This window comes from Thauera terpenica 58Eu (genome assembly GCF_000443165.1).
Lineage (GTDB): Bacteria > Pseudomonadota > Gammaproteobacteria > Burkholderiales > Rhodocyclaceae > Thauera > Thauera terpenica.
Window position 1 is genome coordinate 1 of the sequence record NZ_ATJV01000103.1, and the last position, 19,179, is coordinate 19,179.

A 19,179-nucleotide genomic window follows, 5' to 3' on the forward strand; every position below is an offset into this window, starting at 1 on the left:
GAGCACCGGGACGACTGATCAGTACGAATCGGAACTGGTGATCACGTCGAACTGGACTGACCGGTCACGAACGATCGGAATACGCAGCAGGCCGAGCAGAGAGCGCGGAATGCAGGCTTTTCAGGTGCCCGACAAGATCGGCGTACAGGCAGTAGCGAAACGCTGCGAGGCGTTTGTAGAAGGTTGTCGGTCGCCGGGTGGCCGTCATGACTTCGGCCACCCCACCTTCGGCGTAGCGGGCACGCTGCAACAGCGTTCGGCCGAGCTGGCGATAGTCTTGCCTGGTCTTGCTACTCAAGCTGGCAAATTCATCGGCCGGAAGCATGGCTTGCATCTCGCGCCGGCAACTCTCGATGAGCGCAACCATCTCATCCGCGTCGATCATTGCTTCCGGCCCTGAAACATCGCTTTCAAATCGGCAATGGCCTTTGCGCGTTCAGCCTTTGCTTTTTGACGCTCGGCTTCTGACTGTTGCACAGTGGGGCGCGATGCCGCTACTTCCATCGCCTCCTGTCGGTTCTTTCGCCAGCGGGCGATACTCGGCGCGAACTCAGGGATGAACTCCCCCGTGACAGCGTTATTCATCACGGCCAATAGCCATGAGCGGACGGAGCGGATGCCCACATGCTTGCCACTACCGGCTGCCGATAGCACGCCAGCCAATTCGTCAGCGGCAAGCTGTATCTGTTCTGCCGTGAGCGAGGGCCCGAAGCGGCGGGTTACGTCGCCTATGACGCGCAGGTAGGGTAGAAGGGAAGGGTGCGACAAGTCCAAGGGCGCGGAAGCCTCGCCAATTTTCTGAGAGTTATCCACAGCCCCGGTCTGTAGTAGTGGTTTTATATTTTTAACTACTACTTCTTCCTTGTATTCACCTACACCTATATCACCGCCCTGACCGGCGACGGATGTGCCGTCCACGGTTTCTCCGTCGCCGGCCAAGCCGGCCATGGATGTCTGTGGCACCTTTTGCGAAACGGGTGTTAACACGGACTCCCATCGCCAAAGCCCTTCCTCGTCCTGGAATTTCCTCCGCGCCAGGTAGCCGGCATCTTCAAGTTCGCGCAGGATGCGGCGGCAAAGGTCTCGGCCAAGATGGCCTTTCGCTCGTGACTGATCGTGCAACACGCGCGGCAGTGCGACAGCGCGCAACTGCCAGTTGCGGCCCAGCGAGAGCAAGTGGCAAGCCACGCCTCGCGCTTCATAGCTCAGCCGCGCATCGCGCAGCAGGCTGCAAGGCAGAGACCACCAGTATTCGGCGGAGTCGTCAATGCGGATGCGGCTCATGACTTCGCCCTCTGGCGAGCCGGACAACCGGCGTGCTCGCGCTCCGCCGCCTGAGTCTCAAGCCACGCGTCGATCTCGTGGGCAAAAAAGCCAATCGAACGGCCGCCAGGGCCTAGCCGAACTGGCTTTGGAAAATCTTCAGTCTGGCAAAGTCGCCAGAGGGTTGTCCGGCTGACGGCAATTTTGTCGCAGACATCCTGAACCTTTATGACGCGCATGAAACACCTCGAATGATCTTGAACACGAGGCCATGCTGCGACTGATTGAAGCCGTGCGCACGGACATTAAATATGCGCAAAACCGCGTCACTTTCTGTCCGTCGTAAATCCCCTCCAGCGGATGCGAGCTGCCAGATCAATCCGGAGAGTTTGTAGAAACGCCTTGAAAACTGATCCGGTAGCTGATTTCACCGGATACGTGTTTGTCACCATGGAGGTAGTACCTTTCCCCCTTACGTATCTTGCGAAGCATAGTTTTAGCACGCTGAATACTGGTTACGGGGTTTTCTCCCCCCTCGTGAAAGACTGCGGCCAAGCAACGTACCGCGTCGGACTCCAGGATTTGGTCCCCGCGTTTTTCCTCTCTCCCGCTATTTGCAACGCCAAGCGTCCAACCAGCGATGTGGCAAATCCAAACGAACTCCATCGCGGTATCAAGCTCGGCGGTAAGTGATGGTCTACCTCTTTTGTTAGAAGCGAGTCCTTCTGCAATCATTTGAAGTGTGTGCAGGTTGTGTCGGATCAGGACGTGCTCATGGCACTGTGCTGGTTCGATATTTAGCTCCGCCCACAACTGCTCGTCATCCGGCTCATTAGCTGCCGCATCAAGCGTGCCTGACGACAAATATCGATTTTCCTCACTTAGGAGCCGCTCGATTTCATCAGGCTTCAAACCCAGCAATGCTTCCTGCAGTAGGTGAACGGCTTTGGCGACGGCCTGGTAGCGTTTTTTCCTCTCTTCGTCTCTGAGGGGGTTGACGTGGTCCGCATGCCACGCCGCCAAAGTTTTGAGCTGCTCGGAAAAAGCAGCGGGGTCTCTGAAAACAGGAAGGCCACAACGGGTTCTGCTGACGAAAATTTCATATTCAATTTGACCGAGGGGGAGAAAGGCATGCCCATCGCTTGATGTTTTGATCGGCTTCATGCTTGCCCCTTCCATTCATCCAACTTGTCCGCCCATTCCTGCATCATGGTGCGGCGCTCATCGAAATAGGTGGCGTGGTTGTAGGTACGACGCACATTGTTCTGGTCGGCATGGGCAAGCTGCGCCTCGATGGCATCGGGACGGTAGCCCATCTCGTTAAGGCGGGTACTGCCGGTGGTCCGCGTGGCGTGTGGGCTATAGGCGCCGCTCCACCCCAAAACCTTGAGCGCCTGGCGAAGCGATGCGGCGGACATGGGAGCGTTGCGATCATCCCGGCCGGGAAACAGGTGCTTACGGTTGCCGGTAATGGCATGCAGTCTTTTGAGCATGTCCACTGCCTGACGTGGTAGAGGCATGAGGTGCTCCTTGCGCGCTTTCATGCGCTGCGCAGGGATACGCCAAACAGCCTTCTCAAGGTCAAACTCATCCCAAGCCGCCTCGGCCACTTCGCTCGGTCGCGCCAAGGTCCACCACATCAGTTGCATGCAATGACTTACCTGAAAGCTGCAGCGGTGGTTTGCGAAGTCACTCAGCAGTTTGCCGATCTGCTCTTTACTCAGCGCCGGTTTGTGCTGGGTCTTGTTTGCTGGTAGCGCCTTGCGTACCGGCCAAACCGGGTCGCTGTCCGCTCGCAGGGTGGCGACGGCGAACTCGAATACGGCGGACATGGTGCGCCGCGCCTCGGCGGCGACCGTGGGGGCGCCACGCTTTGCTGTTTTCTGCAGGATGTCCAGGACATGGGTTGGCGTTATTTCGCGAACCGGCATGCTGCCGATACTGGGGAATACCACGCGCTCCAGCATATCCAGACGCCGGTTCTTGGTGACATCTTCCCAGTCCTTTGTCTGCAGCCACTCCTTGGCGACGATCTCGAAGGTGTTCTTTGCTTCGCTGGCTTTCCGGATGCGGTCGAGCTGCCTTTGCTGGGCGGGATTGATGCCTTGCTTGACCAGTTTGCGTGCGGCCTCGCTGCGTTCCCTGGCTTCAGAGAGCGTAACAGCAGGGTATTCGCCAAGCGCAAACATGCTGGCCTTGCCATCCAGTGTGAAGCGGTATCGCCAAGCCTTGACTCCGTTGGGCTTGACTTCGAGGTAGAGCCCGCGCTGGTCATTCAAGCGGTAGAGCTTCTCCCTGGGCTTGGCGTTGCGGCAGTGCGTATCGGTAAGCATGGTGGCTGACTCCTTGTCATGGCGACAGCGGCACTATACTCACTTATTCGCACATGCTCCAAGAGCTGTACTCGCTAGTGTACTCAGGCATGCATTGACTGCTCGGGAAACTTGAAGCAGTGCTATGAAACAATAAAACCGCGCAAATGCTCGGTTTTATTGGGATTTTCATGCTTTCCTGGTGTTTCATGAAACATCAGGAAAACGGCTTAGCGACTCAGACGTTGAACAAAAAGTTCAACACATCCCCATCCTTGACCACGTATTCCTTGCCTTCGGCGCGCATCTTGCCGGCTTCCTTGGCGCCGGCTTCGCCCTTGTACTGGATGAAGTCGTCGAAGGCGATGGTCTGGGCGCGGATGAAGCCGCGTTCGAAGTCGGTGTGGATCACGCCTGCGGCCTGCGGGGCGGTGTCGCCGGCGTGGATGGTCCACGCGCGCACTTCCTTCACCCCGGCGGTGAAGTAGGTCTGCAGGCCGAGCAGCTTGTAGCCGGTGCGGATCAGGCGGTTGAGGCCGGGTTCTTCCAGGCCCATGGAGGCGAGGAAATCCGTTTTGTCGACGTCGTCGAGATCGGCAATCTCGGCCTCGATCGCGGCGCATAGGGCGACCACCTGCGCGCCCTCGGCGGCAGCGTGGGCACGCACGAGTTCGAGCTGGGGGTTATTGTCGAAGCCATCCTCGGCGACGTTGGCGGCATACAGCACCGGTTTGGCGGTGATCAGGCAGAAGGGCTTGATGCTCGCCCATTCTTCCTTGGCCAGGTCCAGGGCGCGGATGCCCTTGCCCTGGTCGAGCTGGGCGAAGCATTTTTCCAGCACCGACACCAGGATCTTGGCTTCCTTGTCGCCGGAGGAGGCCGGGCGGCGGTAGCGTGCGAGCGCCTTCTCCACGGTCGCCATGTCGGCCAGGGCGAGCTCGGTGTCGATGATCTCGATGTCGCGCAGCGGGTCCACGCTGCCCGAGACGTGAATCACGTTGTCGTCGGTGAAGCAGCGCACCACGTGCACGATGGCGTCGGTTTCGCGGATGTTGGCGAGGAACTGGTTGCCCAGACCTTCGCCCTTGGAGGCGCCGGCGACCAGGCCGGCGATGTCGACAAACTCGACGATCGCCGGCTGCACCTTCTGCGGCTTGACGATGGCAGATAGCGCGTCCAGGCGGGCGTCGGGCACTTCAACGATGCCCACGTTGGGCTCGATGGTGCAGAAGGGATAGTTCTCGGCCTGGATGCCGGCCTTGGTGAGGGCGTTGAACAAGGTGGACTTGCCGACGTTGGGCAGGCCGACGATTCCGCATTTCAGGCTCATTTGAATCCTTGTCGTTCCGGGGCGCTGCGGGCGGGCTACAGCCTTGATCCGGTGTGGAAAGCCGTGAATTGTACCGTGTCGGAGGCGGGGCTTCAAAAGGCCGCGCCAGACCTCGGCTACAAAAGCTCGGCGCTACGCCTACAATCTGCGCTCTGTCTTGCCAGAAAGCCCATTCCAGAAGGAGACGACATGACGAGCAATTGGATGAAGATGATCGATGCGTGCAGCGCGGCTGCGCTCGCGTCCGGGGCACTGCAGCCGGTGCAGGTCGAGCAGACCGAGATGGAAGACGGCGGCATGCGCTTCATCGTGCGCTGGGTGTCCTCGCTGGCGGTGAAGGATGCCGCCGCAAAGGCGGCGATTCCGGGTGGCCCGCGCGATCCGGACTTTAACCCCTTCCTCAAGCCCGATCCGGAGCTGACGGTCGGCCCCATCGGCGACGAGCACGTCGTGATCCTGAACAAGTTTCCGCTCTGCGAGCGCCATCTGGTGCTGGCCAGGCGCGAGTTCGAGGAGCAGTTGCTGCCGCTGGTGCGCAGCGACTTTGCCGCACTCGCAATCATCATGGCCGAGGCCGGCGGCATCGGACTTTACAACGGTGGCACCGCCGCCGGCGCGAGCCAGCGCCACAAGCATGTGCAGTGGATGCCGGAGGCAGAAGGCAACGCCAGCCTGCAGCTGTTTGCCCCCGGGCTGCCGGCGGACCTGCCCGAGCAGGGGGTGGCGACGCATCCGGCATTGGCGATGAAGCACTGTTTCGTGCGCGTGCACTGTGGCAAGGGGGTGGCGGTGGACCTGGCTGCCGACAGCATGGCGGCGGGTTTTGCGCGTGCCTGCGATGAGCTTGATCTGAAGCCGGGTGCCGATGGTCTGCTGCCACCCTTCAATCTGCTCGTGGGGGATGGCTGCCTGTTGGTGCTGCCGCGCAGCCAGGAGCACTTCGAGGGCATCTCGATGAGCGCGGTGTGCTTTGCGGGAACGCTGTACACGCGCACGTCCGAGCAGATCGAGGCGGTTCGTCGGGTCGGGCCACTGCAGGCCATGGCCGCGGTGGGCTACGCGGCCTGAGTCGGGTCGGGTGCCGCCGTCAGGCGGGCTTGTCGTCTCGCGCCGGATCGGATGAAGGATCTGGCGCGGAGGCGGCCTGCTTGGCGGCCTTGGGTCGCGCATTGAGCTTGGTCGCGGTGGCGTTGAGCTCGCCGCGTGCCAGCTGTGGCCACAGCGCCAGCGCCTTGTCGATCGCCTCGTCGATATCGCGCTGCTCTTCGCGACGCGCGGGCTTGAGCACGAAGTTAACCACTTCGCTGCGCTCGCCGGGGTGGCCGATGCCGATGCGCAAGCGCCAGTAATCGTGGGTGTTGAGATGGGCCGAGGTGTCCTTCAGCCCATTGTGACCGCCCAATCCGCCGCCGAACTTCAGCCGCAGCTGGCCCGGGGGGATGTCGAGCTCGTCATGGACGATGAGGATTTCAGCGGGCTCGATGCGGTAGAAACGCGCCAGCGCGCCCACTGCCTGACCCGAGCGGTTCATGAAGGTCTGTGGCATCAGCAACCAGACGCCAGCCTCGCGTGCATTGGCGACCAGACCGTGAAAGCGGGATTCGTGCGAGAAGCGCACGCCGAGCTGATCGGCGAGCCGCTCACAAAACCGAAACCCGGCGTTGTGCCGGGTTTCGGAGTATTCGGCCCCCGGATTGCCGAGGCCGACGATGAGACGCAAGGGGCGCGCAGGCGGCGTGGTCATCGTTGTTCGGTCCAGGGCATCCGGATGGGCAGCGGGCGATGCGTGGCTTACGCCTCTTCGCCTTCGTCTTCGGTGTCGGCTGCAGCGCCGCGCACCTTCAGCGCGGTGGCAACGACGGCGTCGCCTTCACCACGTACGACCAGCTCGACACCGGCCGGCAGCGTCAGCTCCGAGACGTGCACCGAATGACCGGCATCCAGGGCCGAAAGGTCGACCTTGATGAATTCCGGGAGGTTGCCCGGCAGGCACACGACATCGATGTCGTTGATGACGGCCGAAACGATGCAGCCACCGAGCTTGACGGCAGGGCTGTCGTCACCGCCGATGAAGTGCAGCGGCACCTTGACGTGAATCTTCTCGTCGGCTGCGACGCGCTGGAAGTCGATGTGCAGCACTTGCTGCTTGAAGGGATGCCACTGGGTGTCACGCAGGATGACGGTTTCTTTCTCGCCGTCGACTTCGACGCTGAGCAGGGAGGAGTGGAAAACTTCCTTCTTCAGCAGGTGGTACAGCTCGTTGTGGTCGAGCGTGATCGGCTGGGGGTCCTTGGTGCCGCCGTAGACGATGCCCGGCAGCTGGCCGGCACGACGCTGGCGGCGGCTCGCACCCGTACCCTGAGCGTCACGCTTGGTGGCCTGGAATTGAATTTGCATGGTGTTGCTCCTGGTGATGTAAGTCTTCGCCCGCGACCAGACGAAAACGGTAAAAACCCGCGCCGCGCATGAAGCGGGCTGCGGGCAGAAAGCTTATTCCATGAACAGCGAGGACACGGACTCCTCGTTGCTGATGCGCAAAATGGTGTCAGCGAGCAAGGAGGCCACCGAGACCTGGCGGATGCGCGTGCTCGCCTTGGCGTCCTCGCGCAGCGGAATGGTGTCGGTGACGACCAGCTCGTCGAGCTCGGAGTTGTCGATGCGTGACACCGCAGAACCCGACAGTACCGCGTGCGTGCAGTAGGACAGCACACGCTTGGCGCCATGCTCCTTGAGCGCGGCAGCGGCCTTGCACAAGGTGCCGGCGGTGTCGACGATGTCGTCCATGATCACGCAGGTGCGACCTTCGACCTCGCCGATGATGTTCATGACTTCGGAGACGTTGGCCTTGGGGCGGCGCTTGTCGATGATCGCGAGGTCGCATTCCATGCGCTTGGCGAAGGCGCGCGCACGCACCACGCCGCCGACGTCTGGCGACACCACCAGCAGGTCGTCATGCCTTTGCTTGTCCAGGTCGTTGAGCAGCACCGGGGCGGCATAGACGTTGTCGACGGCGATGTCGAAGAAGCCCTGGATCTGGTCGGCGTGCAGGTCCATCGTGAGCAGGCGCTGGACGCCCACGGCCTGCAACATGTTGGCGACGACCTTGGCGGTGATCGGGACGCGCGCCGAGCGCGGGCGACGATCCTGACGGGCATAGCCGAAATAAGGGATGGCAGCGGTGATGCGGCCGGCGGAAGCACGCTTCAACGCATCGACCAGCACCAGCAGTTCCATCAGGTTGTCGTTGGTCGGCGAACACGTCGGCTGCAGCACGAAGACGTCCTTGCCACGCACGTTCTCGAGCAACTCGACGTTGACCTCACCATCCGAAAATCGACCTACGGTCGCCGAGCCGAGGGAGATGCCCAGGCGTCGGGTGACATCGGCGCCGAGCTTGGGGTTGGCGTTGCCAGTGAAGACCATCAGGCTGCCGTGGGGCATGACTGCTACTCCGATGCCGTAAAAATTGTGTGCGTGATGACGCTGTACGTAACGACGCTGTGCGTGAAAACGACTCGGGCAGGCTCCCGGATAACCTGGGCCTGCCCGTCATTGTGTGGCTGGGGAGGAAGGATTCGAACCCTCGAATGCCGGAATCAAAATCCGGTGCCTTAACCGACTTGGCGACTCCCCAATAAACTGGTTTCGCTAGCTTTGCGTATCGACTGACGAAGCGGCCGCTATTCTAGCCATTCAAACAGCGGATGGCGAGAGCTGCTGCGCACTTTCCATGCTGTCCAGGCGGGCGGGCACTGTGCTGCGACCCAATCTGCGTGCTGTGCCGAAGCGACTTCAGCAAAAACGCAACTCCCCGATCCTGTCATCCGTGCCGGTGCATGCTGCCCCAGCCAGTCGATCGCGCTTTGCACTTGCGGATAACGCTTGCAGGCCACTGCTTGCAGATCGTTTCGCGTCGTGCTCACTGCGAAGTCCGGCATTCTGATCAGCGGCGTGTTTCTCGTCAAGTCCCCGGCGCCAAAAATTTCTGCAGTGGGGATGGAAACGCCCGGTGACACGAGGACATACCAGGCCGGCGCCAGCTCCAGTGGCTGGAGCGCTTCGCCCACGCCTTCGGCAAAGGCGTCACGGCCGAAGATGAAAACGGGGACGTCGGCGCCGAGCTGCAAACCCAGCGTCTGCAGTTCGGCACGCCCCAGGCCGGTTTGCCACAGGCGGTTGAGGGCGATGAGCGTGGTGGCCGCGTCCGAGCTGCCGCCGCCGATGCCGGCGCCCATCGGCAGCACCTTGTGCACGGCGATGTCGGCGCCGAGCTGGCAGCCCGTATGGGCCTGCAGCAGACGCGCTGCGCGCACGACCAGGTCGTGTTCGGGGGCGATGCCGGCGATGTCGGTGGTGCGCCGGATCACGCCATCGTCACGGCGGGTGAAGTCCAGGGTGTCGCCCCAGTCGAGCAGGCGGAAGGCGGTTTGCAGCAGATGGTAGCCGTCGGCGCGACGGCCGACGACATGCAGGAAGAGGTTGAGCTTGGCCGGGGCGGGGCAGCCCAGCAGGCGCTGCGGATCGGAGGTGTCAGGCGGGGTCAGGGCAGGGTGGTCCATGAATCGATGACGAGGCGGATGCGGGCGTCGCCGCGGGAGATGTCGAGCCGGGCCGGGGGTGAGTCGGCGGCAGTGCTGAGGTAGGCGAGGTATTCGATGCGCCAGCCCTGATCGATGACGAGTGCGGGCCGGCCGGCGCTGTCACGATTGCGCACCTCGGCCGCGGCGTCGGGCGCAGCCTGCACCCAGCGTCCAAGGCTGGCGACGGGGATGTCGATGCCGAGCACATGCGGCAGCAGGGTCTCGGCGCTGTCGGCGCTGAGCTCCTGGCCGTCGGCGGTGCGCAGGTGCGCGCCGACGGCGCTGGCCTCGAGCTGGGCGGCGATCTGGCCCAGGGGCGTGAGCAGGGTGAAGCTATCCGTGCCGTGGGCATGACGCCAGTCGATGCTGCCGCTTGCCGCCTGCTCCCCGGCGCTGGCCGAGATGCGGCCCTGGAGTTCGAAAGCCGGTGCGAAGGTGCGTGCCGCGATCAGCGCCGGTGCAGCGCTGGGCAGGGGCGCACAGGCGGACAGGCCGAGCGTGGCCACAGCCAGGATCGCTACCACCGCAGTGTTCAGGAGAGGGTGGCTAGCCACCCTCATTCGGCGCGCAGGCGACGCACGGTGTCGGCCAGCACCTTGCTCGAAGGGTGGGCCTTGAGGGCCTCGTCGAAGAGGCGGTTGGCGTCCTCGCGGCGCTCCACCGACCACAGCACTTCGCCCAGATGGGCGGCAATCTCGGCGTCCGCGCGGATGGCGTAGGCGCGTTCGAGGTACTTCAGCGCCGCCGGCACGTCGCCGCGACGGAAGCGGACCCAGCCCATGCTGTCGAGGATGAAGGGGTCGTCGGGAGAGAGCTCGAGCGCGCGCGCGACCAGGGTCTCGGCTTCGTCCAGGCGCAGCTTGCGGTCGGCCAGTGAATAGCCGAGTGCGTTGTAGGCATGGGCGTGGTCGGGCTTGAGTTCGATCACGCGACGCAAGCGGCTTTCCATCAGCTCAAGGTCGTTGAGACGTTCGGCCAGCATCGCGGTTTCATAAAGCAGATCGCTGTCGTCCGGTGCGGCGCGCAAGGCTTGCTCGAGCACGGCAAGCGCTTCTGCGCTGCGATCGGCTTCGCGCAGGAGCTGGGCTTCGGCCATCAGATAGCGCTGCTTGAGTGCTGCGTTGCCGTCCTGGGCCTTGAGCAGGGCGCGCGCCTCGTCGATACGGCCTTCGGCGGCGATGCTGTGTGCGCTGCGGATCATGGCTTCGGCTTGATGTTGTTCGTCGCGCACCTCACTGAACCACTTGCGTGCCAGCGTGCCCTCACCGCGGCGCTCGGCCAGCTGGCCCAGTTGCAGGCGAATCAGGTCGGGCTGTGCATAGCCGACTTCGAGCGCTTTCAGGTAGTGGGCTTCGGCGGTCTGGCTGTCGTTGAGCTGCATCGACAGCAGGCCGACGGCGTAGAGCAGTTCGGCGTCCTCCGGGTTGGCGGCGAGCAGGTGCTTGAATTGCGTGCGCGCATCCTCGAAGCGCTGTGCACTGACCAGCGCCCTGGCGTAGGTGAGGCGCAGCGTTGTGCTGTCAGGGTTGCGCTCGAGTTCAGCCTCGAGCTGGCGCGCAGCCTCGGCAGAGGCCCCGGTATGTTGCAGGATCTGTGCCTTCAGCTGCAGCGCTGCTTCCCAGCCCGGCTTGAGCTGCAAGGCGGCATCGACCGCGCCCAGCGCCTGCATCGGCTCCTCGGCCACCATGGCTGCGTGCGCCCGTGCGACCTGCGCCTCGGGCAGCTCAAGATAGGGCTCGGTGAGGCGTTGCACGATGCGCTGCACCGCATCCTTGTCGGGTATGCCCGCCAGCGCCCGATTCAGGCCGAGCAGGTTCTGGCCGAGACGAGCACTGGATTGCGCCAGCGCGCGTGCAAGCTGGGCCTGGACCTGTTCGAGGTTGCGCGCGCCACCGCCCACGCCGGCGAGCACGCGGCGCGCCTCCTCGGAGTCGGGTGCGGTTTCCGACCACAGCTGCGCGGCCTCGCCGGCCATCTGCGGGTTGCGCGAGTACATCGCGACCTCGGTTGCGCGGCGCGCGATGCGGGGGTCGCGCGTCGTGCGCGCCAGATCGAGATACAGCTGCGCCGACAGGCTGATCTGACCGCGCGCACCTGCAATTTCCGCGAGCAGGAACTGGTAGATCGTTCGCGGCGTCAGCTCTTGCGCTGGCAGCGGGCCGCCCACGACGTCCTTGTCGGCCGCCCCGGCAAGGCAGGCGGTAGTGCCAAGGCTGATGGCCAGGCACAAGGTGCGAAGGGTGCGGGAGGAGCGAATTTTCATGGCAATGGTCCGGCGGGCTGCAGCGGTTCGGCGGTTCGCGCACGCCGGTCTGGCGCCGCGCAAGCAATCGGCGGCGGACGACAAACGGCCGCGCGACGATGTCTTGGGAGGGGATTTTACGGCTTCCAGGCGCACCGCGCCGTTGCAGCTTGGAGCCCTGGACTAGAATTCGGTTCGCTCCATGGTATGCAGTTCGGCGCCCTGCCCGCAAGACGGACGAGCCGGCGCTGCCGCTACAAGTCCTTCCGTCGTGTACCCGCCTGATGCCCGAACTGCCTGAAGTCGAGACCATCTGCCGCGGCGTGCGGCCTCATGTAGAAGGCCGCGTGCTCAGCGCCCTGGTTGTGCGCAACGCCCGCCTGCGCCAGCCGGTGCCGCCCGATCTGGCGCACGAGATCGAGGGGCGGGTGCTGCTTGGGGTGTCGCGCCGGGCAAAATATCTGCTGTTCGACTTTGGCCACGGTAGCTTGATCGTGCATCTTGGCATGTCGGGCAGCTTGCGCGTGGTCGACTCCACGCAGGCGCCCGGGGTGCACGACCATGTGGATCTGGTGTTCGGTGCGCAGGCCCTGCGCCTGCGTGACCCGCGCCGTTTTGGCCTGGTGGTGTGGCAAGCAGGTGAGGCCGCGCAACATGCCTTGCTGGCACGACTGGGGCCGGAGCCGCTTGACGAGGCGTTCACGGCTGACTGGCTGCACCGGGTCACGCGTGGGCTGCGAGCGCCCATCAAGCACGTGCTGATGGACAGCCATCGTGTCGTCGGCGTGGGTAACATCTATGCGTCGGAGAGCCTGTTCCGTGCCCGCATCCATCCGCTGCAGGCGGCCGGAGCGCTCGGGCCGCGGCGTTGCGCGCGCCTGGTGCAGACCGTGCGCGAGACGCTTCACGCCGCCATTGCCGCCGGCGGCAGCAGCTTGCGCGACTTCGTCGGCGGCGACGGCCAGCCCGGCTACTTCCAGCAGCAGTACTTCGTCTACGGCCGCGACGGCCAGGCCTGTCGGCAGTGCGGCACGCTGGTGCGACGGCTGGTCAGCGCCCAGCGTGCGAGCTATTTCTGTCCGCGCTGTCAGCGCCGCAGTTGAGCCCTCTGCGCTGGTCGGGCGAAGGCGGCCGCTGGTCCTGCGCCTGCGATTGCGCGTGGCAGCACTTCGAGTTCGCCGCTATGCTGGCGTTATGATGTAGTCCATCCTCGCGCACCTGCGCGGTGTCATCCCGATGAGCGAACCGATGACCCAATTGATCGATCAGTTTTCTGCCTACGCCAAGTGGCGGGCCTCCGCCGCCGAGTCGGTGATGCGTTTGCGTACGTGGCTGGCGCGCAACGAGGTGGGCGACGCGCAGTGCGACCTGCGCCTGCAGTATCTGCTCGAGCGCCTGCGCGACGACAAGCTGACGGTTGCCTTCGTCGCCGAGTTCTCGCGCGGCAAGTCGGAACTGATCAACGCCATTTTCTTTGCCGACTACGGCGACCGCGTCCTGCCCTCGAGCGCGGGGCGTACCACGATGTGTCCCACCGAGTTGCAGTGGAGCAAGGGTGACAAGCCCGAGTTGCGCCTGCTGCCGATCCGCTCCCGTGAGCGTCAGGCCGCGGTGAGTGAACTCAAGCGCTACCCCGAGGAGTGGCGGGTGCTGCCGCTGCGAACCCTCGATGTGATCAGCCTGCAGTCGGCTTTGGCGCGCGTGGGCGAGACCGAGCGCGTGAGCGAGGAGGAGGCCGTCCGCCTCGGCTTCGTCGTCGACCCCAAGGGTGAAGAGGGGCTCAAACCCGGCGCCGACGGCCTCATCGAGATCCCGAGCTGGCGCCACGCGGTGATTCAGTTTCCACATCCGCTGCTCGAGCAGGGCCTGGTCGTGCTCGACACGCCGGGTCTGAACGCCATCGGCGCCGAACCCGAGCTCACCCTGTCCATGCTGCCGAGCGCGCACGCGGTGCTGTTCATCCTCGCCGCCGATACCGGCGTCACGCACAGCGACCTCGTCGTATGGCGCGACTATGTGCAAGGTGGCGGTAGCCGCCAGCGCGGTCGGCTGGTGGTGTTGAACAAGATCGATGGCCTGTGGGACGGTCTGCGCGACGAAGCGAAAATCGAGGCTGAGATCGCCAAACAATGCGCCTCCGTGGCGGACACGCTGGAGGTCGAGCGCGCGGCGGTGTTCCCGGTGTCGGCGCAGAAGGGCCTGGTGGCGCGCATCACCGATGATGCGGCGCTGCTCGAGCGCAGCCGCATGCCGGCGCTGGAGAAGGCGTTGACCAACGATCTGTTGCCGGCCAAGCAGGACATCGTGCGCGATGACACTCTGGCCGAAACCGGCGATGTCACGGCGCAGACGCGCGCCTTGCTCGAGGCGCGGTTGACGGGCTTGCGCGAGCAGTTGCAGGAACTCACCGATCTGCGCGGCAAGAACCAGAGCGTCATCGAATACATGATGCGCAAGATCCGCATGGAGAAGGATGACTTCGAGCAGGGGCTGCAGAAGTACTACGCGGTGCGCTCGGTATTTTCCAGCCTCACCAACAGCTTGCTCGCCAACATCGGCATGGACGCGCTGCGCGATGAAACCCGGCGCACACGCGAGGCGATGCTGGAGTCCACCTTCACCAAGGGGCTGCGCGATGCGATGAAGGGCTTCTTTCAGCACCTGCGCGCGAATCTTGAGCGCTCGACCGCAGAGATTGGCGAGATCACCCGGATGCTCGAGGTGATGTACAAACGCTTCTGCGTCGAGCACGGGCTCAAGCTGAGCCAGCCCGAGAGCTTTTCAACCCTGCGCTACGAGAAGGAAATCGACCGCCTGGAGGCGGCCTTCAACCGCCAGATCAACACCACGCTGACCTTGGTGACGACCGAAAAGCATGCGCTGACGCAACGCTTCTTCGAGACGGTTGCGGTGCAGGCGCGCAGCACTTTCGAGCTCGCGAACCGGGATGTGGAGCAGTGGCTGCGCGCCGTGATGTCACCGCTCGAGACCCAGGTGCGCGAATATCAGATCCAGCTCAAGCGCCGGCTCGAAAGCGTCAAGCGCATCCACCAGGCAACCGATACGCTGGAGGACAGGGTGGAAGAGCTCAAGCACAGCGAAGACGGCGTGATGGCGATGCTCGAGCAGCTCGCCGCGCTGCAGCGTGAAATCGCCGAGACGCTTGGGGTGGAAGTGAATTCCATGCCTGGCGAGGTTCGCGCCGCCGCGTGACCCGGCTCAGCTCCGCGCCCCCGGCAGCCGGAGCCGCAAAAAGCAAGAAACCCACCCGCAGCCTGGAGCGGCGGGTGGGTTCGTCCTCATCGTCCTGCGAGATCCAAACTCGGTTGCTCAGCTTTGAGCGGTGAGCTTGAGGAACTTCTCCATCAACTGCTCCTTGGTCTCGACGTGCTCCGGGTCGAGCGGGATACAGTCGACCGGACAGACCTGCTGGCACTGCGGTTCGTCGAAGTGACCGACGCACTCAGTGCAGCTGTCGGGGTCGATAACGTAGATTTCGTCGCCCTGGGAGATGGCGCCGTTGGGGCATTCGGGTTCGCAGACGTCGCAATTGATGCATTCGTCGGTAATGATCAGAGCCATGGTGTTCGCTTCCTTGCTATTGCTTTGAGTTCAGTTTGTCCTGCAGTCGCGCCAGCACCGAGGGCTGGACGAACTTGCTCACATCGCCGCCAAGGCGGGCGATTTCCCGCACCATCGTGGCGGAGATGAACATGTACTCCTCTGCCGGCGTCAGGAATACTGTTTCGACGTCCGGATAGAGCTTGCGGTTCATTCCCGCCATCTGGAATTCGTATTCGAAGTCGGAGACCGCGCGCAGACCGCGTACGATCACGCGCGCATCATGTGCCTTGACGAATTTCATCAGCAGGCAGTCGAAGCCGACCACCTCCACGTTGGGGTAGTTGGTCAGGGCATTGCGCGCGATGTCGACGCGTTCGTCGAGATCGAAGATCGGATTCTTGCTGTTGCTGCGCGCAACGGCAACGACAACGCGACTGAAAAGCAGCGCAGCCCGGCGCACGAGATCCTCGTGACCGCGGGTGAAGGGGTCGAACGTCCCCGGATAGACCGCCACCGCTTCCCTCATTTCTGGCTCCTGCGCATTAGATGGAAATGAACCTGCCCCGCGCTGCCTTGTTTGACAGTGCGCCAATTACCCAAACCTTCCAGCGCCGCATGAGACTCGACATAGAGCCATCCGTCCGCCTTCATCGGCCCGTCCAGCCAGGGCTGAACACGCTCGATCCAGCCCTGCATGTAGGGCGGGTCGAGGAACATGCCATCAAACTTCAAGGGCGTGCTCTGCATGAATCTTACCGCATCGCCGCGCACGATCTCTACATGCGACGCCTGTAGGGTCTTCGCGCTCTTGTGCAGTGCGTCGAGCGCGCGCGCATCGCGTTCGACCAGCACCACCGAGGCGGCGCCGCGCGAAGCGGCTTCAAAACCGAGGATGCCGCTACCGGCGAAAAGATCGACACAGTGCTGGCCGTCAAGGTCCTGGCCCAGCCAGTTGAACAAGGTCTCGCGCACACGATCGGGAGTGGGGCGCAGGCCGCGCACGTCAACGACCTCGAGCAGGCGCGAGCGCCACGCCCCGCCAACGATGCGCACCCGGCTCATTGCGCGGCGGGGGCGGCTGCCGCTGCGGGGGTGGACGGCGCTGCGTGGTCGCCGTCGCCGCCGGCGATCACGGTGACGAGTTGTTCGCCGCGAATGCGGCGTGCGAAGGCGTCGCGCACCTGTTCGACGCTGACCGCTGCGACCTGACGCGGATAGCTGTCCAGCCAGTCCAGGGGCAGGCGGTAAAAGCCGATCATCGCCACGTAGTCGAGAATCTTGGCGTTCGAGTCCAGACGCAGGCCGAAGCCATTGATGAGGTTGTCTTTGGCTGCTTGCAACTCGGCCGCAGTCGGTCCTTCGGTGATGAAGCCGACCAGGGTGTCACGCACCACCGCCAGCGCCTCTGCGGACTGGCTGCCGCGGGTCTGCAGGCCGATCTGGAAGGGGCCGGCGACCTGCTGCGGCGCGAAGTAGCTGTAGATGCTGTAGGCGAAGCCACGCTTCTCGCGCACCTCCTTGGTCAGGCGCGACACGAAGCCGCCGCCACCGAGCACGTAGTTGCCCACCAGCAAGGGGAAGTAGTCTGCGTCCTCACGTGCCATGCCGGGCTGACCGATGAGGATGTGGGCCTGCGCCGAAGGGTTCGCAATGTGCAGGGTTTGCGCCTGCGTGGCCGCTGGGGTGGGTAGGGCGGCGGCAGGCTCGGCGGGCGGCAGGTTTTCGCTCAGGCGGGTGGCGATGTGCTCGGCGGTGGCGCGGTTGAGGTCGCCAACGATGGCGATCGAGGCGCGCAGGGCGCCGAAGTGCTGGCGGTGAAAGTCGACCAGGTCGTCACGCGTTATGGTCTGCAGCGATTCGGGTGTGGTGCTGGTGCCGTAGGGGTGGCCGGCGTAGAGCAGCTCATTGAAACGGCGTGCGGCCAGAGTTGCGGGCTTGGTCAGGGCTTCGCGCAGGCCGGCGATGGCGCGCGTGCGCTCACGTTCGAGAATGTCGGCGGGAAAGCTCGGCTGCGCAAGCAGACCGACAGCGAGTTCGATCGCGGCGTCGCGCTCAGCCGCCGACGACAGCGTGCGGATGGACAGCGCACTGCGGTCGTTGTCGGTGCTGCCACCGATCTGGGCGCCAATGTCGGCGATGCGGTCGGCGATCTGCTGCTCGTCGAGTTCGCTCGTGCCGGCGTCGAGCAGACTGCGGGTGAGGCTGGCGAGGCCGGCCTTGTCAGCCGGCTCGTAGGCTGCGCCAGCGGCGAAATCGATCTGGATGTCGATCAGCGGCAGGGCGCGGCTCTCGACATAGAGCACGCGGGCGCCGGTGGGCGCCGTCCATTGTTCGATCTTGGGGCCGGCGAGCGCCGGGCCCGCCGCCGCTTGCGCGAGCAGGGCGAAGCCGGCGAGGACGGGGGTGAGGGAGCGTAGAAAATGAGGCATGGCGAGAGGGGTTTCCGTCGGTTCGCGAGGGCGCCCGGAGGCGCTCAAGGGCGTTCAGTGGCGCTCAGTGGCGCTCAGTGGCGTGTAGGGACAAGGGGCGGGCGCGGGCGCGCGCTTTCGAGCGGCTGCGGATCGAGGCGGGCGATGTTCAGGCTGTCATCGCTGAAGTAGCGCCGGGCGACGTCCTGCACCTCGGCCACGGTGACGCTGCGCAGGCCCTCGAGCAGGCGCTCCTCGTCCTGCCAGGACAGCCCGGCCGATTCCAGGTAGCCGATCTCCATCGCCTGCCCCATCAGTGAGTCGCGCTTGTAGACCCGGCTCGCGACGGCCTGGGTCTTGACGCGGGCGAGCTCGGCGGCGCTCACGCCCTCGTCGGCGATGGCTTGCAGTTCGGCGCGCAGCGCGGCCTGCAGGGTTTCGACCGAATGGCCGGCAGCGGGCACGCCGTCCAGGTAGAACAGCGCCGGGCCGCGGCCGCTGCCGTCGTAGCTGGCGCCGGCGGAGAGGGCGAGGCCGCTGTCGCGCACCAGATGGCGGGTGAGGCGGGCGCCATCGTAGCCGTCGAGCAGGGCGGCCAGCACCTGCAAGGCATAGGCCTCGCGGTCGGTGGCGGGGTCGCGCAGCGCCGGCACATGCCAGGCCATGCTCAGGTAAGGGAGCTCGGCGGGGGCTTTGACCACGGCCTGACGCGGACCCTGCTGCTGCGGTTCGGCGCTGATGCGGCGCTCGGGCAGTGCGCGTGCCACGATCGGGCCGTAGTGACGTTCGGCGTCGCGGAACACGCGGCGGTGGTCGACGTCGCCCACCACCACAAGGTAGGCATTGGCCGGGGTGTACCAACGTCGGTACCAGTCACGTGCGTCCGCAGGCTGCATGGCCTCAAGGTCAGGCATCCAGCCGATCACCGGGCGACGGTAGGGGTGGGCCTTGAAGGCGGTGGCCATCAGTTGTTCGTACACCAGCGCGCGTGGTTGGTCGTCGGTGCGCAGGCGGCGTTCTTCCTTGACCACCTCGAGCTCGCGGCGGAAGGCGTCGTCGTCCAGCACCAGGTGCTGCATGCGGTCGGCTTCGAGCGCCATCATCTCGCTCAGGCGGTCGGGCGGAATCTGCTGGAAGTAGGCGGTGTAGTCCTTGCCGGTGAAGGCGTTGTCGCGCCCGCCGACAGCGGCCACGCGCTTGTTGAACTCGCCGGGGCCGACGTTTTTCGTGCCCTTGAACATCATGTGCTCGAGCACGTGGGCGACGCCGGAGACGCCGTCCATTTCGTCCATTGCGCCGCTGCGATACCACACCATGTGCACTGCGGAGGGTGCGCGGCGGTCTTCCTTGACAATCACCTTCATGCCGTTGGTGAGTGTGGTCTCGTACGGATTGGCCAGGGCGGCCAGTGGAGTCGCGAGCGCGCTGCCAAGGAGGAGGGCGCGGGCAAACGTCTGGAGAAACATGGGGATGTCCTGCA

General features: G+C 64.4%; 20 protein-coding genes and 1 tRNA gene. 4 read left to right on the forward strand and 17 right to left on the reverse strand.

Going from position 1 to position 19,179, the window contains the following annotated elements; all coding sequences use genetic code 11:
• Window positions 1-400: hypothetical protein (locus M622_RS40455; protein ID WP_217995336.1), on the forward strand; the 400-nt coding region annotated here is incomplete at its 5' end.
• Here the strand turns inward: M622_RS40455 and M622_RS37085 are convergent.
• The 5 genes from M622_RS37085 to ychF form a co-directional block, all read right to left on the reverse strand.
• Window positions 382-1,284 carry a hypothetical protein gene (locus M622_RS37085; protein WP_031347499.1) on the reverse strand — a complete coding sequence of 301 codons (903 nt, stop codon included), beginning with the start codon at window positions 1,282-1,284 and terminating at the stop codon, window positions 382-384. The genes M622_RS40455 and M622_RS37085 overlap by 19 nt on opposite strands.
• On the reverse strand, window positions 1,281-1,502 hold the full coding sequence (locus M622_RS40905) for a helix-turn-helix transcriptional regulator (protein ID WP_079744038.1): 222 nt from the start codon (window positions 1,500-1,502) through the stop codon (window positions 1,281-1,283). The genes M622_RS37085 and M622_RS40905 overlap by 4 nt, the downstream gene beginning before the upstream one ends.
• 136 nt (window positions 1,503-1,638) lie before the next feature.
• Complete coding sequence (locus M622_RS37090; protein ID WP_021250785.1) at window positions 1,639-2,427, reverse strand: hypothetical protein; 789 nt, start codon at window positions 2,425-2,427, stop codon at window positions 1,639-1,641.
• A complete protein-coding gene (locus M622_RS37095; protein WP_021250786.1) occupies window positions 2,424-3,596 on the reverse strand; it encodes a tyrosine-type recombinase/integrase in 1,173 nt (390 codons plus the stop codon). The genes M622_RS37090 and M622_RS37095 overlap by 4 nt, the downstream gene beginning before the upstream one ends.
• A gap of 217 nt (window positions 3,597-3,813) precedes the next feature.
• The gene (gene ychF / locus M622_RS37100) at window positions 3,814-4,905 is read right to left on the reverse strand and encodes a redox-regulated ATPase YchF (RefSeq protein ID WP_021250787.1); all 1,092 of its coding nucleotides are present in this window, start codon (window positions 4,903-4,905) and stop codon (window positions 3,814-3,816) included.
• Window positions 4,906-5,094: 189 nt separating this feature from the next.
• Between ychF and M622_RS37105 the strand changes: the two genes are divergently transcribed.
• Window positions 5,095-5,973 carry an ATP adenylyltransferase family protein gene (locus M622_RS37105; RefSeq protein ID WP_021250788.1) on the forward strand — a complete coding sequence of 293 codons (879 nt, stop codon included), beginning with the start codon at window positions 5,095-5,097 and terminating at the stop codon, window positions 5,971-5,973.
• A 19-nt stretch (window positions 5,974-5,992) separates the two neighbouring features.
• Here M622_RS37105 and pth read toward each other — a convergent pair whose 3' ends face one another.
• The 7 genes from pth to M622_RS37140 all read right to left on the reverse strand — a co-directional run bounded on the left by pth (window position 5,993) and on the right by M622_RS37140 (window position 11,748).
• Window positions 5,993-6,649, reverse strand: a complete 657-nt coding sequence (gene pth / locus M622_RS37110) for an aminoacyl-tRNA hydrolase (RefSeq protein WP_021250789.1) — start codon at window positions 6,647-6,649, stop codon at window positions 5,993-5,995.
• A 47-nt stretch (window positions 6,650-6,696) separates the two neighbouring features.
• On the reverse strand, window positions 6,697-7,302 hold the full coding sequence (locus tag M622_RS37115; protein ID WP_021250790.1) for a 50S ribosomal protein L25/general stress protein Ctc: 606 nt from the start codon (window positions 7,300-7,302) through the stop codon (window positions 6,697-6,699).
• A 93-nt stretch (window positions 7,303-7,395) separates the two neighbouring features.
• On the reverse strand, window positions 7,396-8,346 hold the full coding sequence (locus M622_RS37120; protein WP_021250791.1) for a ribose-phosphate pyrophosphokinase: 951 nt from the start codon (window positions 8,344-8,346) through the stop codon (window positions 7,396-7,398).
• A 116-nt stretch (window positions 8,347-8,462) separates the two neighbouring features.
• Window positions 8,463-8,539: transfer RNA gene (locus M622_RS37125), tRNA-Gln, on the reverse strand.
• A 46-nt stretch (window positions 8,540-8,585) separates the two neighbouring features.
• Window positions 8,586-9,464, reverse strand: a complete 879-nt coding sequence (gene ispE, locus M622_RS37130) for a 4-(cytidine 5'-diphospho)-2-C-methyl-D-erythritol kinase (RefSeq protein WP_021250792.1) — start codon at window positions 9,462-9,464, stop codon at window positions 8,586-8,588.
• Window positions 9,446-10,009, reverse strand: coding sequence for a lipoprotein insertase outer membrane protein LolB (lolB, locus tag M622_RS37135; protein ID WP_021250793.1), 564 nt, complete (start codon window positions 10,007-10,009; stop codon window positions 9,446-9,448). Before lolB ends, ispE begins: the two co-directional genes overlap by 19 nt.
• A 32-nt stretch (window positions 10,010-10,041) precedes the next feature.
• Window positions 10,042-11,748, reverse strand: a complete 1,707-nt coding sequence (locus M622_RS37140; protein ID WP_021250794.1) for a tetratricopeptide repeat protein — start codon at window positions 11,746-11,748, stop codon at window positions 10,042-10,044.
• Window positions 11,749-12,011: 263 nt separating this feature from the next.
• Between M622_RS37140 and mutM the strand changes: the two genes are divergently transcribed.
• Both mutM and M622_RS37150 read left to right on the forward strand, forming a co-directional pair.
• On the forward strand, window positions 12,012-12,830 hold the full coding sequence (gene mutM, locus M622_RS37145) for a bifunctional DNA-formamidopyrimidine glycosylase/DNA-(apurinic or apyrimidinic site) lyase (RefSeq protein ID WP_021250796.1): 819 nt from the start codon (window positions 12,012-12,014) through the stop codon (window positions 12,828-12,830).
• A gap of 145 nt (window positions 12,831-12,975) precedes the next feature.
• Window positions 12,976-14,940, forward strand: a complete 1,965-nt coding sequence (locus M622_RS37150; protein ID WP_021250797.1) for a dynamin family protein — start codon at window positions 12,976-12,978, stop codon at window positions 14,938-14,940.
• Between the two features lie 117 nt (window positions 14,941-15,057).
• On the opposite strand, the gene M622_RS37155 is transcribed toward M622_RS37150, so the two are convergent.
• The 5 genes from M622_RS37155 to M622_RS37175 all read right to left on the reverse strand — a co-directional run bounded on the left by M622_RS37155 (window position 15,058) and on the right by M622_RS37175 (window position 19,165).
• Window positions 15,058-15,309 (reverse strand): YfhL family 4Fe-4S dicluster ferredoxin, encoded by a 252-nt coding sequence (locus M622_RS37155; protein WP_021250798.1) that lies wholly within the window; start codon window positions 15,307-15,309, stop codon window positions 15,058-15,060.
• Window positions 15,310-15,325: 16 nt separating this feature from the next.
• Window positions 15,326-15,817 carry a pantetheine-phosphate adenylyltransferase gene (coaD, locus tag M622_RS37160; RefSeq protein WP_021250799.1) on the reverse strand — a complete coding sequence of 164 codons (492 nt, stop codon included), beginning with the start codon at window positions 15,815-15,817 and terminating at the stop codon, window positions 15,326-15,328.
• Window positions 15,814-16,353, reverse strand: coding sequence for a 16S rRNA (guanine(966)-N(2))-methyltransferase RsmD (gene rsmD, locus M622_RS37165; protein ID WP_031347501.1), 540 nt, complete (start codon window positions 16,351-16,353; stop codon window positions 15,814-15,816). Before rsmD ends, coaD begins: the two co-directional genes overlap by 4 nt.
• Window positions 16,350-17,720 carry a M16 family metallopeptidase gene (locus M622_RS37170; protein ID WP_021250801.1) on the reverse strand — a complete coding sequence of 457 codons (1,371 nt, stop codon included), beginning with the start codon at window positions 17,718-17,720 and terminating at the stop codon, window positions 16,350-16,352. Before M622_RS37170 ends, rsmD begins: the two co-directional genes overlap by 4 nt.
• Window positions 17,721-17,794: 74 nt before the next feature.
• Window positions 17,795-19,165: a M16 family metallopeptidase gene (locus tag M622_RS37175; protein WP_031347502.1), complete on the reverse strand. Its 1,371-nt coding sequence runs from the start codon at window positions 19,163-19,165 to the stop codon at window positions 17,795-17,797.
• Window positions 19,166-19,179: the final 14 nt, after the last annotated feature.